We start from the raw sequence: 15973 nt of genomic DNA, 5'->3' as shown, positions 1-15973 counted from the left end.
AAAGAACTCGGAGGTTTGCTTTTAACCAAACAACGGGATTCTTGCGCCGTTCACTTTACTTGCATCTTCTGAAAACAAATAATTCATGGCCGAAACGATCTCAGCGGGAGTGGTGCCTGTTCCCTTATTTTCTGTATCTATCTCTTTTACTTGGATGACGTTCGCAGTAACGCCTGATTGCTTAAGCTCTGCGGCCAGCGATAGCACCATATTTTCCTGTGCGGCTTTCGTGGCAGTGTACACACCGGATTTCCCCGGCGGATTCGTTACGGTGGATGCAGAGATGACGATCACACGCCCCCACCCGTTTAAGGAGAGGGATTTAGAAAATGCCTGAAATAAGTTAAAGGTGGTGCGGACGTGCTGGTTCAGCATAAATTCCAGATCGGATTGTGCAGTTTCTACGAAGGTCTTGCCACCGGTCCAGCCGCCGACGAGATGGAATAAAGCGTGGACACTGCCGAATTTGGAAAGAACAGCTTTGGCTGAGTCATGAACCGCCTGCGTATTGAGCAGGTCAATGGTTTGGGCGAAGAGTCTGTTTGGTGGCAGGTTAAGTTCCTGAGTCAGCGATTCCAATTTTGCCTGATCTCTATCAAGCAATGCAATGTTGTGGCCAGCCTCTGCAAAGGTTTTTGCAACAAGATTTCCGAGAACGCCTGTTGCACCCGTGATGACAATAGTTCTAATCATTTGCAGTCTCGTTTTTGCTTTCGTCCATGCCTTCAACGATAACCGGCTCAATTTGTTCGAGTAAATGTTCCTTGCCGCGAAAATCGATCATGTGACCGGACTTGGCGGCTTTGGTTTCGAGATAAAAACGATTGTGTTCGTTGCTTGGCAAAATGTGTGGAATACGTTCGTTGATCTTCACGCCATGCTGAGCAAGCTGGTCGATCTTCTTCGGATTGTTGGTCATCAGTCGAATGGACTGAACCTTAAGCGAATGAAGCATGTGCGCGGCAACGGCATAATCGCGTTCATCATCACGGAAGCCGAGTGCAAGGTTTGCTTCAACCGTATCAAGCCCTGCATCCTGCAAACTGTAGGCGCGGATCTTGTTGGTGAGGCCAATGCCGCGGCCCTCCTGGCGAAGGTACAGAACAATACCAGTCTCCATCTCGCCGATTTTCTTTAACGCGGCTTCCAGTTGATCGCGGCAATCGCAGCGTAGCGAGCCGATCACATCACCCGTCAGACATTCGGAATGTAAACGCACCGGCACATCCTCCGCACCGAGCACTTCGCCTTTGAGGATGGCGACATGTTCCTTGCCATCACGGTTATTTGAAAAAGCAACGATGTGAAAATCGCCAAAGCGTGTGGGTAGTTCTGCGATCGCTTCGATATGTACGCAAATTTTATCTTCACCGTATCCTTCACATTCGTGACAGCAATCTTCATCAAGTAATAATTCAATTTGTTCGTGCGTAAATCCAGACATGTTTTCCTCCATGGGTCAAATTGCGAAGTCCCGCAAGGGCAATTTGAGCTACCATAATTTATATCGTAGGAAGACCCCGCCGTCTTCCCATTTTTCAACATCGATCAATTTCAACTCAATTGCCGCATCGCGCGTTATACCGAGCCCATCGGCGAGGGTGGGAGCATTCGCGCCGCCAAAGATCATGGGCGCAATATACATGGTAAGTTCATCCACAAGTCCCAGGCGCATCAGTTCAAAATTAATTGTCCCGCCGCCTTCCACCATCAAATGATCCACCCCAATTTTTTTTAACATGATCATCATTTTATTCAGGTCAACGCGTGGTGAATCATCCACAAAGACATCGACGCCCAGCCCGCGCAAACTATCAAGCTGCCTTATAGATGTTTGTGGTGTTGTAAATATTACGACCCGTGCAGGACCAACCTTAATAAAATCTGAGTCAAGCGGGATGTCTGCAACTGTAGCCACTCCCACTTTAATGGGGTTTGGTGAAAGCCCGCGCCGGACTCTACCCTCACGCAGCGCTTCAGATTTAACTATCAGCTTGGGTTGCTCTTCGAGCAGCGTTTTCCCCCCGACAAGGATTCCATCCGCCGCAGCACGCAATTGATCCACCCGTTCCTTATCGCGTTTAGACGAAATGGTAGAGCCGATACGTTCAATAGTATCTATCTTTCCATCTGCCGTCATGGCGACATTGATGAATGTGTAGGGTCGATTCATAAGGTTATCCAGAACAACTCCAAAGGAGTGAAATGGTTATAGATCTGTGATGATGTTTGTGTAACCCCGAAGGGATGTCAAATGTTGCGAAAGAACCCTCTGACATCCCTTCGGGATTGGAAATTGTATCCATCTTATTCTCTACAATCGTTTTACCCCTTCGGGGTCGAAACCACCATTAATAAGAACCATAAAAATAATTCTCCAGCAAATCACTGATATCCACATTGACCGTCTCGCGCATCAAGGCGAAGAAGTCGGCAGAAGTGGCGTGACCGTAGGAATAACGCCTTGCATATTCCTTCAAAAATTTCGAGAAATTCCCATAGCCCATCCGCTCGCGGAGATCATCCATGAAGTAGGCACCGTTGAGATAGACCGCGTTTGTATAGGAGCGGAATGAACCGCCATTGTAGATGCTGGTATCCACGTAGCCACTCGGCTTGAAATAATCCACGCGGAATTGCCACCACCAACTGATGTTGGCGGGATAGTTATTTTCATAAAAAATCCTTTCGCTGTAGAGTGCCAGCGCTTCATCCAGCCAGGGCTCAAGCGCCTGATCGTTTCCCACCAGCCCATACCACCATTGATGCGCGATCTCATGTATACCGATCGTTGCGAGATTACCGCGCGCGCTGCCAGTGTATTGACCATAAAAATCTGTGGCAAGGAACACCACCCCGTCATATTCCATGCCGTCGTGCATATCTGACTGGACAATGGCGATGGTTTGATGCGGGTACGGGGCATACTGTGCTGAAAAAGTTTCGATCGCCTGCGTTCCCAACGTCAGGATGCCCTCTCCGCCAGTTTTGTAGCCAGTGAAATAATATGATCGAACCACCACATTCCCGATACCATCCCCTTTGGGGACAGTTGATTCTGAAACGAGAAATTCATTACTGGCTGATAATGCAAAGGTACGCGCGCCATACATGCGGTAACGCGTCCATGCGCCGTTTTGGTCTGGCGTTGCACCTGCAGCTATGATGACATCCGAGTCGGTTTTGATGTTTAGTTCAACGTCAGATGAATCATAAACGAGATGTTCGCCCCAGGGCATGAGATCGTGCAGGACCCAGCCGCCTTGATATGGCACGATGAAGGGGTACCAGTCCACCAGGTTGATCTGGTTGAAGTCATAGCCGAAGACGCCATCCGATGGCTTGGCGGGGATGTTAAGATTGAAGTTTAGAGTCAGTGTGGTGGCAGAGCCAGCTTGTAGCGGCTGGGATAGATTTACGCTCATCCGCTGACCATTGAGCGTGTATGAAGTTAAAGTTGTGCCATCCTGCGCGATTGAATTGAGGACGAATGCATTGGTATATCGATTAGGCTGAACGGAAAATACGATCTCTGAAAGAGATATACCTGTATTGTTGTAATAGCGGATTGTCTGGTCGGTTGTAATTGTCTTGCCTGCGAAATCCAAGGTTGAATACAGGATGTAATTTGTGCGCGAAGAGCTTGAAGGCGGAGGAGAGGTTGGAGGAACAGAATCAGCTATCGGCGAGGGAGGAGGCGTAAACGTCAGCGTTGGCGGTGGAGTAATCGTCGCGGTGACCGGCGTCACTTGTGTGAACGTCGGCAGTGGCGTGTCTTCCAGTTCTAATGGCTGAAATGGCGTGGGCGTAGGCGATGCATTTGGGTCTTGTGTAACAAGGATGAAAGTTGGGAAGACAACCGCGGTGGGAGTTGGAGATGCGCAGGAGGAAAGAAGCGCCAACAATATTGCGTAATACATAATACGTAGTGCGTGATGATGGGTCATTGATATATGTTTTGAAAGTATTGGCGCACGAGGTCGGAATAGTCTGTGGTGGTATGCTGGCTGAGGATGCGGAAGAAATCATCAGCGGTGACGATCCTGCCGTTTCCTTGTGCAAGATAATCTTGCAGGAAGGCAAAGAAGGCTTCATCACCGATGCGTGCGCGCAGGTCTTCAAGAAAATGTGCACCCTGGAAATATGCCGCATTGGTATAAGTTCGAAAGCCCTGGCCTTCATAAATCGGAATATCCACGAAGCCTTGTGGTTCATAAAAATCAATGCGATAAGTCCACCACCAGGTGACAAGGTCTGGATGGAGATTTTCGTAATAGATGCGTTCGGAATATGCGGCTAAGGCTTCATCCACCCAGGGTTGCAGGGCCTGGTCATTCGCCACCTGCTCGAACCACCATTGATGCGCGGTTTCATGCGCGGCAACAAAGGTGAGATAGTTTGCTGGCGTGCCATCATACAAACTATAGAAATCCTTGCTGAGATAAAAAAAGGCGGAGTATTCCATGCCATCGTTGAAGTCACCCATCACAATAGCCAGTGTTTTGTGTGGATAAGGTCCAAAGCGTTGACCAAAGGTTTGTATTGATTCTGCTGCAGCTTGCAATGCGGCTTGTCCGCCGGCTTCGTTGAATGGAAAATAATAACTTGAAATGGATATGTCTCCAACCTGTGTGGTTGAAACCTGGAACTCACGGCTGGCGGCCAGTGCAAAAGTCCGCGCGGAGGTGATGGTGTAGAGCGTGGAGTCTGTTTGCTGTTCAGGGATTCCGCTCGCGGCGACGATAGGTGCGGTGGCTGGGTCTGTAAACTTGACATTCACTTCATAATCTGCAACATCGTAAACAAGGTGTTCACCGTAATACCAGGGTTCATGCAATATCCATTCGCCATTGATATTTGGCACAACGAAGGGATACCAATTGGTGAGATTCATCTGGCGCGAGGTATATCCATAAATACGCGGACGTGAGACGCTGGGGTCTTCCTGTTCCGCAAATGGAAGTGAGAGCGTGTATTGAATATCAATTTGGATGACACTTCCTGCTGGCAAAAAAGAAGATAGAGCAACGTCGAGTCTTTGGCCGGCAATGGAATAAGTGGTGGTCGGTGTTCCATCAATGGCGATGCTGGTTAAGCTGAAACTATCCTGCCAGAGGTTGGGGACAATGGCAATCACCAGTGTGTTGAGTTGATTGCCTGTGAGGTTCGGATAGAGAATAGTCTCCTCCACGTTGACTGTATGTGAGTCATAGTCAATCGTAGTATTCAGAGTGTATTGTGCGTGCGCAAGTGCAGGGGCTGGTGTATTCGTCGGCGCAGGCGATTCGGTTGGTGAGACAGCGACGATTTCAGTGGGGGAAATTGCGAGGGTCGCTGTTTCAGTGGGCACATCCGATGTAGGCGATGCGCAGGAAGAAAGGAGGAAAATAAGAAAGAAGAGAACTTTTATGAAGTTAATGTTTTTGTTTTGCATAGGCTGAATTCTACCGCTTGTTGCATTTTGTAACAAAAAACCCTCCCGCCGAATGATCCCAGCGGGAGGGTGAATAGACTGTCGAAAACTTATCCTTCAATTGCTTTTTTATAGGAGGCGAGAGTTGTTTCAATACCGGTGATCAATTGCTTCTTCATCATATCTTCCATGCCGGGCATGCTGGGCATCCCTGCGGGCATCAGTGTGGCATCCATTTGTGCGATCATCTTTGTGCCGGAACCGTCTTTTTCAAGGATGGTGGTATTGACCATGTCGGAAGCAGGCGGGGGAGCATAGGTCTTCGTGGAAAGCATCTTGTTCTTTTCAAAGGCAATGATCTCATTTGTGGTTGTGTTGGATTTGCCAAAGCTGGTGGTGGTCACTTTGTATTTTGTGCCCAGTTTGAGCGGCCCGTCCACTTCGATACCGGTGACGTATTCGCTCATTTTTTTCATATTCTCAAGGTTGGTAATGTATTCAAAAACCTTTTCGACGGGCTGGTTGATTTTGATGGATGCTTCAATAATAGTCATGTTTAAATCTCCTGTTCATAAACGGATGGATAACGATAAAAATATTATACAGATTTCATTCGTTTCCACAAGAACGCGAGCAGGAAGAAAAAGGTAGCCGTTAGTACTATGGATGAGCCTGAAACAATATTGAGATAATAACTTAAGTACAACCCAATGATGGATGACAGCGCACCAATCAATGCCGAGACCAGCATCATCGGCCATAAGCGGCGAGTGAGCAGGTAAGCTGTTGCAGCGGGTGTAACCAGCATGGCCGCCGCGAGGCTGACCCCCACTGTTTGCAGCGAGACAACGACTGTAAGCGCCAAAAGCACCAGCATTAGATTCCGCAGTAGTTCGGCTGGCAGGCGTAAGGTCGCGGCGAGAACGGGGTCAAAGGAAATGACGAGGAATGGCTTGTAGAAAAATCCCACCGTCAAAAGGATTGCAAAACTTAACCCTGCGATCAACCAAAGATCGGATGAGCTAACGCCGAGTACGTTGCCAAATAAAATGTGGGAGAGATCGACTGCGTAGGTCTGCATGGAACTGATCAATGCCACGCCGAGCGATAGCGCCGCCGCAAACAAGATGCCGATGGCGGTATCTTCCTTAACTGCGCCATCTTTGCTGAATAATCCAATAGTGAGAGCAACTACCACGGCAGCAACTCCTGCACCTATCAGTAAATCACCTTTGAAAATATAGGCAATAGCTACACCCGGCAAAATGGCATGTGCCATTGCGTCACCAAGAAAGGCCATACCGCGCAGGACAACATATGTACCCATCACCGCGCACAACACACCGACAATGACCGAAGCGAGCAATCCGCGCTGCATGAATTGATAAGTAAGAGGCTCAAAAAGAAAGTTCATTTGATTTACGATTTTGGATTTACGACATCGCGAATTGTAAATTGCTCATCCGGCGGGCAGCATTCATCCACCAGCATCATTCCATTTTCCATGACAAGCAGTGAATTGCCGAATGCCTGCGCCAGGTTTTCTTTGACAAATACTTCCTGCGGCGTCCCATATGCGACCAAGCGATGATTCAACAAGAGCACAAGGTCAAAGCGTGAAGAGGCTAGATTAAGATCATGCGTCGAAATAATCGTTGTCACTTGCTGTTTCTGCAGATCATCGAGCAGTTTGAGCGTCACTTCCTGAGTGGTCATGTCCACGCTGGAGAAGGGTTCATCCATTAGCAAGATGTGCGGTTCCTGCGCAACGGCACGTGCCAGAAAAGCGCGTTGTTGCTGCCCACCGGAGAGTTGACCGATGGAACGCCCCCCTAGTTCTGCAATGCCCATTTGTTCCATGCTTTTGCGAACGGCCTGCCTGTCTGTTTTTGATGGACGGTTCAACCACCCCATTTGACCGAAGCGCCCCATCATCACTACATCGTTAACCGTGACTGGAAATCGCCAATCCACATCTTCGCGTTGTGGGATGTACGCCACGCAATCTTTGTGTGCACCAAGCAACTGACCGTGGATCAAAATGCGTCCGTTTTGCAAGGGCAGAATTCCAACCAAGGCTTTAAACAAAGTGGATTTACCCGCGCCATTCGGCCCGACGACTGCCACGCGCGCGCCATGTGGCACCTGAAAACTCAGGTCGCGCAGGACGGTCTTTTCGCCATAACCAATGCTGGCATTTTCAACTTCAAGTCGATGATGTGTATGTGTCATTTCAATTTACGATTTTTCGATTTCAGATTTACGATTTTTGATTGATGATTGAGCAGCAAATTTAGAATTCGCAAATTACGAATTGCGATTTACGAATTACATGACGTTTCCGTTTCCATTCAATCTTACTTTAGCGCATCTACAATGCGAGTCACATTATGCTTCATCATGTCAATGTACGTTGCTGCGGGCGCGCCATCGGTGAGTGACTCAAGATACAGATCACCCACAACTTTCACACCTGTCTCTTCTGCAATTTGATTCGCCAGGTCTGCATTCTCCACTTCGCCGAGGAAAATGGCAGGCACGCCGGTTGCTTTGATCTCATCGATCACTGCCGCCAATTCCTGCGCTGACGTCCCTGCCTCAGAACTCAGGCTTGGGATGATCGTATCCACAATCTTGAACCCATAGCGCTCAGCGAAATACCCCATCGCTTCGTGATTGGTCACGAGTAAGCGCCGTTCGGCAGGGATGCTATTCACCTGCTCTACGATCCACGCGTCCAAATCTTTGAGCTGTGTAATGTATGCATCCGCGTTGGCTTTATAAATCTCCGCGCCATTGGGATCGGCTTCGATCAACCCATCGCGGATGTTTTCGACATAAGTGATGATGAGGTTTGGGTCCAGCCACATATGAGGGTCACCCTGTGGGTCGCCCGCTTCATGTTCGGACGCTTCGCCTGATTCTGCTTCGTCGGCATTTTCTTCCACTGGACGTGGTTCCAATCCAGCCGTGGCTTCAACAATAATTCTCTCGCCGCCCGCATTTTCCAGAAGCGGTTCGATAAATTGTTCATACTCCACGCCATTGATAATTAGCAAATTACTTTCAGATATTTTCGCCACATCCGAAGGTGTGGCTTGATAAGCATGTGGATCTATGCCAATGGGCAGCAACGACTCCACCTGCACCTGGTCGCCTGCCACATTTTGAGCAATGTCCGCCAGGAAGGTGGTGGAGGTGAGAACTCTCAAAGCGTTGTCACTGCTTTTTGGGGCAGACCCACAACCCGTTAAGAAAAGAGCCGAGAGAGTCATCGTCACAATAATGGAATCTAAAATCCTTTTCACACATAATCCTTTTTTGTTCTTCGCCATGTAGCGAGGAATTTTATGTTCTCTTCGGGGCTTAGCCCCGAAGAGGCGATATTAACGGCAGTTCGCACACAAACCAAAAAGCTGCAGCCAATGTTCGTTGATCTGGTAACCAGTCTTACGCGCTATCGAACCGATCAAAGCGTTCAGGTCATCGCCTTCGAAGAAGGCCACCTGACCACAATTTTGGCAGAGCAAAAGATGCTGATGGCCGAGACCCGTTGAGATGAACGCCTGACAACCCATCGGCTGATGCACGCGTTGGATCAGGTGCAGTTCTTCCAGCTTCTCAAGTGTGCGGTAGACAGTGACCAATCCCAGTGCGCTATTTTTCTTGCGTCCCAGGTCATACACTTCAACCGGGGTGAGTGCACGTGTGGATTTCTCCACCGTCTCCACCACAGCGCGGCGGGCGGCAGTGATGCGGTATCCATTTTCCTGTAATTGGGTGAGCCAAAGTTCAGCAGACATAATCACTCTTTTTGGTAATGAAAATCATTTTCAATAAGTATAAACACAAAAAAGCGGGGAGTCAAGCTGGGTTTAAATAAAAGAGGCTCATCGCTTTGATGAGCCTCTTTGGTTGATGAATTGTCAAGACATGCCGATGTTCTGCGGGAAATCCGAGACAGCACCGGGTTGAGCAGGCATTAGCTTTTGCAGTTGATTCAAAGCCTGCAAGCCCTTCCATAAGCCCCATAGAAAATACAAATGAAAGAAGAAGCCGATCCAATCTTGAAATAGCAGGAGCAGCAACCCATCCAGCACATACAGCACCATGCCGGTGATAAATGCCCAGCGTTGTCCTTTGCCTGCAAAGTAACCAAACAGGACGAAGACACTTGAGATGATGATACTCAAAACCAGGCCGATGCCCTTGAATATCATCGCCCCTTCTGAAGTTTCTTGAGCAAAAAGACTAGCCAGGGCGTCCGTGAATTGGGTTATCCCCAGCCCAATGATAAATGCTATCCCGCCTCCGAAGGCTGAAATAAATGAATTCAGGATGGACAGCCCTGCGATCCAATGGAAATTGTTTGCGCCGATCTTTGCATTACGCGCAAGAGCGACGAGAAGATAAGACCGATCATTTGGTTGAACAGTGGCTACTAACGGTTGTTGTGGTTGTTCCATTTGAAAGCTCCCTTCTTTGATTTTCATACTATATACGAAAATACCTGTTGAGTCAAAGAGGAATTAACATGACTCACCCCGAAATTAATCTTTCGTGGGTGAGTTTGTTTTTAAGAGCAAGAGGGGACGCTGATGAACGCGGAATACGCGGATTCTTTTTTGTATCCGCGTTCATCAGCGCTTGTCCGCGTCCGATATTGAATTTGGGTTCATCATTTCTATTATCCATGCTTCCTACTTCCAAACCCACTGCGGGTTGAAGCCTTTTATCTCGAGGTCTGTGATCTCGCCTGATTTGACCTCGATCACCTGCAAACGCGACTCAAACGGGAACGCATCCAGCAAGTACAAATCATAAAGCAAATATTTTCCGTCCGGCGACCAGTTCAAACTGCTGTGCAAAACATCGGGTGTGTTTGTGATCGCATGAGCATCACTGCCATCGCTACGCATTAACCAAATTTGATCGCCGCGCGGAATCGCAAGGTCACGCCGCACAACGGCAATATATTCACCAGTTGGCGACCAGGCCGCAAGGATATTTTCCACGCTGTCATTTGGGTCGAGGTTTACGAGCATTTCTGATCCAACATCGTATAAAAATAATTGCGTCAGGAATTGATCGTGCTTGATGACAACATCCCGCAGCAAAATGGACTTACTGTCTGGCGACCATAGTGCCGCAGCTCCCAGAATATTTTCGATCACACGGCTTTCACCATCTTCAAGATGATACAGCCTCGTACCTTCCGGTGTGGCATAACTCAGCCATTCGCCATTGGGCGACCAGCGCGGGTTTCCGCCAGATAACTGCGACTCTTGAAATACAGCCTGCTCCTCGCCAGTGCTGATGTTGATCCACCATAAAGTGGGATAGCCGCTTGCATTGTTGTTCAGGCCGAGGTGTTCATAAACTACGCGGCTGCCATCCGGTGACCAAACCATGCCAGAGCAAACTGCATCTGTGCAATCTGATATTTTTTTATTTTCCATGCTTTCAAGTTCGAGCAGCCAGATCTCATTTTCAGAGTCGTCTGTTTGGTTGACATACACTACGCGCGTTTGGTCGGGCGACACTGCATAATCTACAACATTTTGAGCAGGCTGCGTGATTGCGCGGGACGTGTTCTTTTCATAGTCTGTGATGAACAATTGCTTGACTCCGTTTTCATCTTCACTCAGATACAAAACCTGCGCCTCATCAATTGACCCTTGAGCTGATACAGCAAAATTGAAATTATCCTTCGCCCGAACAGTTGCGCCCCAAGTCAACCCGAAGCCGAGGATGAGCACGATCACGGCACTGACAATTGGCATGATCGGCGCGAGTCTATCCAGGAAGCTGATACGGTTAAACAGGCGGCGGCTGTTCACCATCAAGAGGCCGATGACGATTAACACAACCGCCAGCCCGAGGCTGAATGAGATGATCAATGCCAGCCCAAGCAAGATGCGATTGATGGCAATCGCAACCAGTAAGATCGCAATCGCATCCGGGCACGGGACAAGCCCTCCGCTGATGCCGAGGGCGACGAGTGAGCGCCAGGTGATGGCCTCAGGAATCTCGTGTGAATGCATCTTTCCATCACCGTGATGATGAGCGTTGGCAGGCAGTGATTGGACTTTGATTCCGCCTGTTATCTTTTTTCCGGTTGACGTAGGTGTGAGCGAAATCTTTCTTTGAGGATTGATATCGCCGCCGGGGACGGCAGCTTGAGCTTTGGTGTTGCGCCAATCTAAAAATCTCTGCCGCAATAAATAAAATCCCAGCCCAAGGATGAGCAGGCCTGAAAGAATTTCGAGCAAGGGAATGATGGTTGTCGGAAGGATATATTGCGAAGCCGCCAGGGTGATAACGCCAAGCAGAAAGACCGAGCCAGTGTGAGTCAACGTGACAATTGTGCCGAGAGCAATGGCATGTAGCGTGGTGCCGCGCGAGCCGACGAGATAGGCCGCGACAACAGTTTTGCCGTGCCCCGGAGTCAGCGCGTGGAGTGCGCCCAACGCAAGTGCGATCACCAGTGCGAATGCGTAGAATGCAATAGAAAATTCATCCTGGCGGACAAGGTCAAGCAGAATCTCCTGGGGAGTCCTTTCAGCCAGTTCGGGCACAACCTGTTTGGCAGTTTCGGTGACAACATCTTTTTCCTGACCAAATGGCAGGGAGGGTGTGCCGCTATCCCATGCGGTTAACAGCTTGGATTGATCGGAAATGAGATTGCGGTCTTGAATGATGTCGATGGTGATGACGTGGTTCTTCTGAGCTGGGAAGAGAAAGGCAGCCTCATCTGTTGCAGTGAGATAAACCCAGTTGATGGATTTTTTCGGTTCCATCCCGTTTTCGAGGATCAACTGGCTGACGTTATTTGTATCCTGCGGCCAGGCGGCGGATAAGTTGAAGGTGATATATTCCTCGCCCGCTTGAAAGCTCCGCAAGTCTGCAGGCAGTTGCGCAGAATCTATCAGCAGGGGCAAAGGCTTGTCGTCGAGCGTGACAGTTAGCAGAGCGGCGCGAGCGTTGCCCCACTTCGCCACTTCGGATGGACTAAGTGTCCCATCCGGATCTGAGTCCATTTCATTCCACAAAAAATTCGTCAGCAGTGGCCCGGGTTTTACGACCCATTCGATTTTCAAATCAGTTTGAGAGATTGTGACGTTGATCGTGTGTGCATAAATATCGGCGGGATGGGCCAAGGCCTTCTTTGCTGGGAAGAAAACAAAAGCAAAGATAAAAATAAAAACAACGAATTTGTAAATATTATTTTTCAAAAAAACTCCGACACCTGTCATTGCGTTGAGATTGCTTCGTCGGGAAGAGCACCATCCTCGCAACGACATTACTTATGGAAGCCAATGCGGCATGAGGCCTTGTGTGAGGATGAGCGGTTCGTTGAAGCCTGTTTGCCATAAACCAATTTCAGGATTGAAGGCGCCGCGTAATTTGAATTGCTGGAAAATGATTGAGTTGCCCCAGGGATCCCATTGCGGGGAGTTATAGGTGTAGTCTTTTTGGTTTGCGATGATGATGCCTTCGAGCATGGCGGGGTCGAAGAGCCACAGAATTTGCGAGGGTTGATCTTCGCCTGCGCGAAAACCGAGAATGGCCCTGTCTTCAATGGATGACCAGGCGAGGGAATAATACGAATAATCACGGTCATCGTTTGTGCCGATCAGAGTTTGTGATTCGTTAAGCGCAAGATCAGCGAGACGAACCTGTGTGCGCAAACCGTCTTCTTTTTGTTCGACGTTGGTGAAAAGAATTTGATTCGAATCAGGTGACCATGTAACGGGTCCGCCTGTGTTGGATAGGAAAACGTATTGCTTGTTCTCTTTCAAGTCCAGCATGTTGATCTGGTCAGCGAGGCCATCGAAGGATGCAAGCTTGCTTGAATCAGGTGACCAGGATGGGTTGTATCCTAAAATTTGTTGGTCTTCGTAGACGGGGTTGTTTTGTCCGCTTTGTATATCCAATATCCAAATGCGCGGGGAGCCAAAGGGAAGGTCAGGCGAAGGCCCCGCAGCTTCGCGTGAATAAGCAACGTGCAATCCATTGGGTGAGATGGTCGGCGTAGTGCAACGGTCACGTCCGCAATCAAGCAATAGAGATTCATCGTTCCCGGTACGGGTGACTTGCCACAGGTCAACGCCGCCATGTGAATTGGTTGTGGTGAAGATAATAAATTCGCCGGTGCGCGCCGCGTCAAATGAAATGACTTTTATTTCTTCATCGGTCAGGCGTTGCGGTGAGTTGTCATTCAAATCCATGGCCCAGATACTGCTTTGATTTGCATCCGTTAATAGATAAGCCACCAGCGGGTTGCGGACTGTGAACTGCCATTCGTGTCTTTTCTTTAGCTCGTGCCCTTGGGCAGTCAAAACGTCCGGGTGGAGAGTCAGCTTGTAAACGGTATCCAGTTCAAAGGGTCGGATGGGAACGAACTGTATGGTGCGCGAGTCTATAACTTCAAGGTATCCTTCCAAAACTGGATCCATCGAAATAACAGTTGTTGCCATCTCAAAATCCACAGGTTGGGAAAAAATCAATTTGATGGTTTGAAAGGGGGCGATCACGCTGCCCTTTGACTCGCTCAGAACACCGCCCTCGGGCAGGCTTGCTGTGACCCGAACCCCGGCCTGCGCCCCAAGCAGAATCACCAGCCCGACAATGGCCGCCAAAGAAATAAGGATACCGATTGCAATGGTATCCAGAGTAAGGCGTATTTTCATGGAAAGAGATAGGGCTGATTGGGGATGGAGACAGGCTGAACCGATTCAGCTACGATCATTGGCGCCACTTTATCGTTGAGTGTGATGGTTTCGATTGTGCCTTTAACCAACACCCATGAATCCTGCTCAAGTGCGGCGGCGTCATTCCATTTTGCTGGCATCGCAATTGCGAAGCCATCTGCCGAACAGCATGAAACCACGAAGCGGCTGACGAAGAATTGGTCTTCTTCCAGGGTCTCATCGAAATAAACGAAACCGATCACGGATGCTTCTTGCCCATTGAATTGAGAAGTATCGTCTTCGTAATTGAAGAGTTTGATCCAATCCAAAACATTACGCTCTTCCGAGTGTGTTTCAAAAAGCTGCGCCGAGGAATCTGCACTGACGAGAGGAGAGTTGGTGTTGAATCCCTTGGTGGCAAACGCGGATGAATCCAATGGGCGCGCGGGAATGAGTACGCCGATCAGCAACGGCACAAGCATGAACCATAAATTCAGCGGAGCGGGCGCGTCGTCATGATCGTGTTCGTCATCTTCCGCACGCTGACGTGAGCGTTTGATCTCGGTAAAGATGGTTTGCGCCAGCACAGCCAGGAAGATGATCCCGAAAATCGTCAGCGGGATAAAACGCGAGTTGATGTACCAGGTCAATTGTCCGTTGGCGGCTTTGGAGGCGAAGAAGATGCACATCCCCAACAACAACAATCCTTGAAAGGAACGATAAAGTCTTTTTGGCATTAGTTTGTTCCTATGGCAGTAAATAGTTGAAGAGCAAACCCGCAAGCAGGCTCATCATAAATGGAACGGCAACAATATAAAGTAACGAACGTTTTTTGAAGACCTGCGAATACATCAGTATGCTTTTGATATCCACCATTGGCCCAAAGACCAGGAAGGAAAGCACCGACCCAAAACTGAAGGTACCCACAAACCCCAGCGCAACGAAGGCATCTACGGTGGAGCAGATCGAAAGCAAAACCGCCAGCCCAAGCATGATCAAGACCGAGAGCACAGGTCCACTGCCGAGTGTGAGCAAAACCGATTGCGAGATGAAAGTCTGTAGTGCCGCCGCAAGCACAGCACCCATCACGAGATATCGTCCCATTTCAAAAAATTCATCCGCAGTGATCAACAGGGCTTTGCGAATTTTTTCGATGAAAGAATCATTGGGTTCTGTGTGGGCATGATCGTGCTCATGTGAAAGTGACAAGGCTGGGCGCAATACATTCCCCGCATCTTTTTCGACCGAGAAAATGATCCCGGTTACGACAGCGATCAACAAGCTGAGGCCGATCCGCCACACGAGCATCTGTCCCCAGCCAAAGGCCGCCGCCGTGCTGAGAATAACAATTGGATTCAAGACCGGCGCGGCCAGCAAAAAGGAGATGCCTGCCGAAAGTGGAAGCCCTTTATGGAAGAGCCTGCGCGTTAATGGCACAACTCCGCATTCGCAAACAGGGAAGACCATGCCCATAAACGCACCACTGATTGCGGCCACAACAGGGCGGCCTGATATCCATCTGCTCATCTGGTCACGGTCAAGGAACACTTCCACCAAGCCAGATGCTAATGTGCCCAGCAAAAGATATGGAACCGCCTCTACAAAGATGCCCAAAAAGACGGTGGCAAAGACATTCAAACGATCCCATAGCCAGGTGAAGAATCCTGCAGGGATCATGCTGGCTGCAACGATGACCAGAATGCCCAGGGCTATAAATAATATTAAATTGCGCGAAAGGCGGGGAGCGGTTGTTGTAGTTTCCACATGACGATTATAACCATGAACGGATTAAGCCTGAGAAATTGTCTGAAAAGTAGGGACACAGCGAGTCAATTCAAGATTTTGGCCGTAAATCGTTTCGCTGTGT

At 49.1% G+C, this 15973-nt stretch carries 16 protein-coding genes; all 16 read right to left on the bottom strand.

What is annotated here, in order from left to right; translation table 11 throughout:
• Positions 1-21: 21 nt before the first annotated feature.
• The 16 genes from AC14M5_RS07700 to AC14M5_RS07625 all read right to left on the bottom strand — a co-directional run bounded on the left by AC14M5_RS07700 (position 22) and on the right by AC14M5_RS07625 (position 15870).
• On the bottom strand, positions 22-693 hold the full coding sequence (locus tag AC14M5_RS07700) for an SDR family NAD(P)-dependent oxidoreductase (protein ID WP_484029066.1): 672 nt from the start codon (positions 691-693) through the stop codon (positions 22-24).
• A complete protein-coding gene (ribA, locus tag AC14M5_RS07695) occupies positions 686-1444 on the bottom strand; it encodes a GTP cyclohydrolase II (protein ID WP_484029065.1) in 759 nt (252 codons plus the stop codon). Before ribA ends, AC14M5_RS07700 begins: the two co-directional genes overlap by 8 nt.
• Positions 1445-1492: 48 nt before the next feature.
• Entirely contained in the window at positions 1493-2173 is a 681-nt protein-coding gene (locus AC14M5_RS07690; protein WP_484029064.1) for a dihydrofolate reductase family protein, read from the bottom strand.
• A gap of 178 nt (positions 2174-2351) precedes the next feature.
• A complete protein-coding gene (locus AC14M5_RS07685; protein WP_484029063.1) occupies positions 2352-3947 on the bottom strand; it encodes a M1 family metallopeptidase in 1596 nt (531 codons plus the stop codon).
• Positions 3944-5434, bottom strand: coding sequence for a M1 family metallopeptidase (locus AC14M5_RS07680; protein ID WP_484029062.1), 1491 nt, complete (start codon positions 5432-5434; stop codon positions 3944-3946). The genes AC14M5_RS07685 and AC14M5_RS07680 overlap by 4 nt, the downstream gene beginning before the upstream one ends.
• Before the next feature lie 89 nt (positions 5435-5523).
• Positions 5524-5967, bottom strand: coding sequence for an SRPBCC family protein (locus AC14M5_RS07675; protein WP_484029061.1), 444 nt, complete (start codon positions 5965-5967; stop codon positions 5524-5526).
• A gap of 44 nt (positions 5968-6011) precedes the next feature.
• Positions 6012-6827 carry a metal ABC transporter permease gene (locus tag AC14M5_RS07670; RefSeq protein ID WP_484029060.1) on the bottom strand — a complete coding sequence of 272 codons (816 nt, stop codon included), beginning with the start codon at positions 6825-6827 and terminating at the stop codon, positions 6012-6014.
• 5 nt (positions 6828-6832) lie between these two features.
• Positions 6833-7645, bottom strand: coding sequence for a metal ABC transporter ATP-binding protein (locus AC14M5_RS07665; protein ID WP_484029059.1), 813 nt, complete (start codon positions 7643-7645; stop codon positions 6833-6835).
• Between the two features lie 125 nt (positions 7646-7770).
• Positions 7771-8721, bottom strand: a complete 951-nt coding sequence (locus tag AC14M5_RS07660; RefSeq protein ID WP_484029058.1) for a metal ABC transporter substrate-binding protein — start codon at positions 8719-8721, stop codon at positions 7771-7773.
• A 78-nt stretch (positions 8722-8799) separates the two neighbouring features.
• The gene (locus tag AC14M5_RS07655; protein WP_484029057.1) at positions 8800-9216 is read right to left on the bottom strand and encodes a Fur family transcriptional regulator; all 417 of its coding nucleotides are present in this window, start codon (positions 9214-9216) and stop codon (positions 8800-8802) included.
• Between the two features lie 123 nt (positions 9217-9339).
• Positions 9340-9879 carry a hypothetical protein gene (locus tag AC14M5_RS07650; protein ID WP_484029056.1) on the bottom strand — a complete coding sequence of 180 codons (540 nt, stop codon included), beginning with the start codon at positions 9877-9879 and terminating at the stop codon, positions 9340-9342.
• A 73-nt stretch (positions 9880-9952) separates the two neighbouring features.
• The gene (locus tag AC14M5_RS07645) at positions 9953-10108 is read right to left on the bottom strand and encodes a hypothetical protein (RefSeq protein ID WP_484029055.1); all 156 of its coding nucleotides are present in this window, start codon (positions 10106-10108) and stop codon (positions 9953-9955) included.
• Between the two features lie 5 nt (positions 10109-10113).
• The gene (locus AC14M5_RS07640; RefSeq protein WP_484029054.1) at positions 10114-12648 is read right to left on the bottom strand and encodes a HoxN/HupN/NixA family nickel/cobalt transporter; all 2535 of its coding nucleotides are present in this window, start codon (positions 12646-12648) and stop codon (positions 10114-10116) included.
• 72 nt (positions 12649-12720) lie between these two features.
• Positions 12721-14106: a hypothetical protein gene (locus AC14M5_RS07635; RefSeq protein WP_484029053.1), complete on the bottom strand. Its 1386-nt coding sequence runs from the start codon at positions 14104-14106 to the stop codon at positions 12721-12723.
• Complete coding sequence (locus tag AC14M5_RS07630) at positions 14103-14843, bottom strand: TIGR03943 family putative permease subunit (RefSeq protein WP_484029052.1); 741 nt, start codon at positions 14841-14843, stop codon at positions 14103-14105. Before AC14M5_RS07630 ends, AC14M5_RS07635 begins: the two co-directional genes overlap by 4 nt.
• A 10-nt stretch (positions 14844-14853) precedes the next feature.
• On the bottom strand, positions 14854-15870 hold the full coding sequence (locus AC14M5_RS07625) for a permease (protein ID WP_484029051.1): 1017 nt from the start codon (positions 15868-15870) through the stop codon (positions 14854-14856).
• Positions 15871-15973: the final 103 nt, after the last annotated feature.

It is taken from the genome of Candidatus Villigracilis sp., from assembly GCF_057083605.1.
This window is presented reverse-complemented; position numbering and strand designations above follow the sequence as displayed.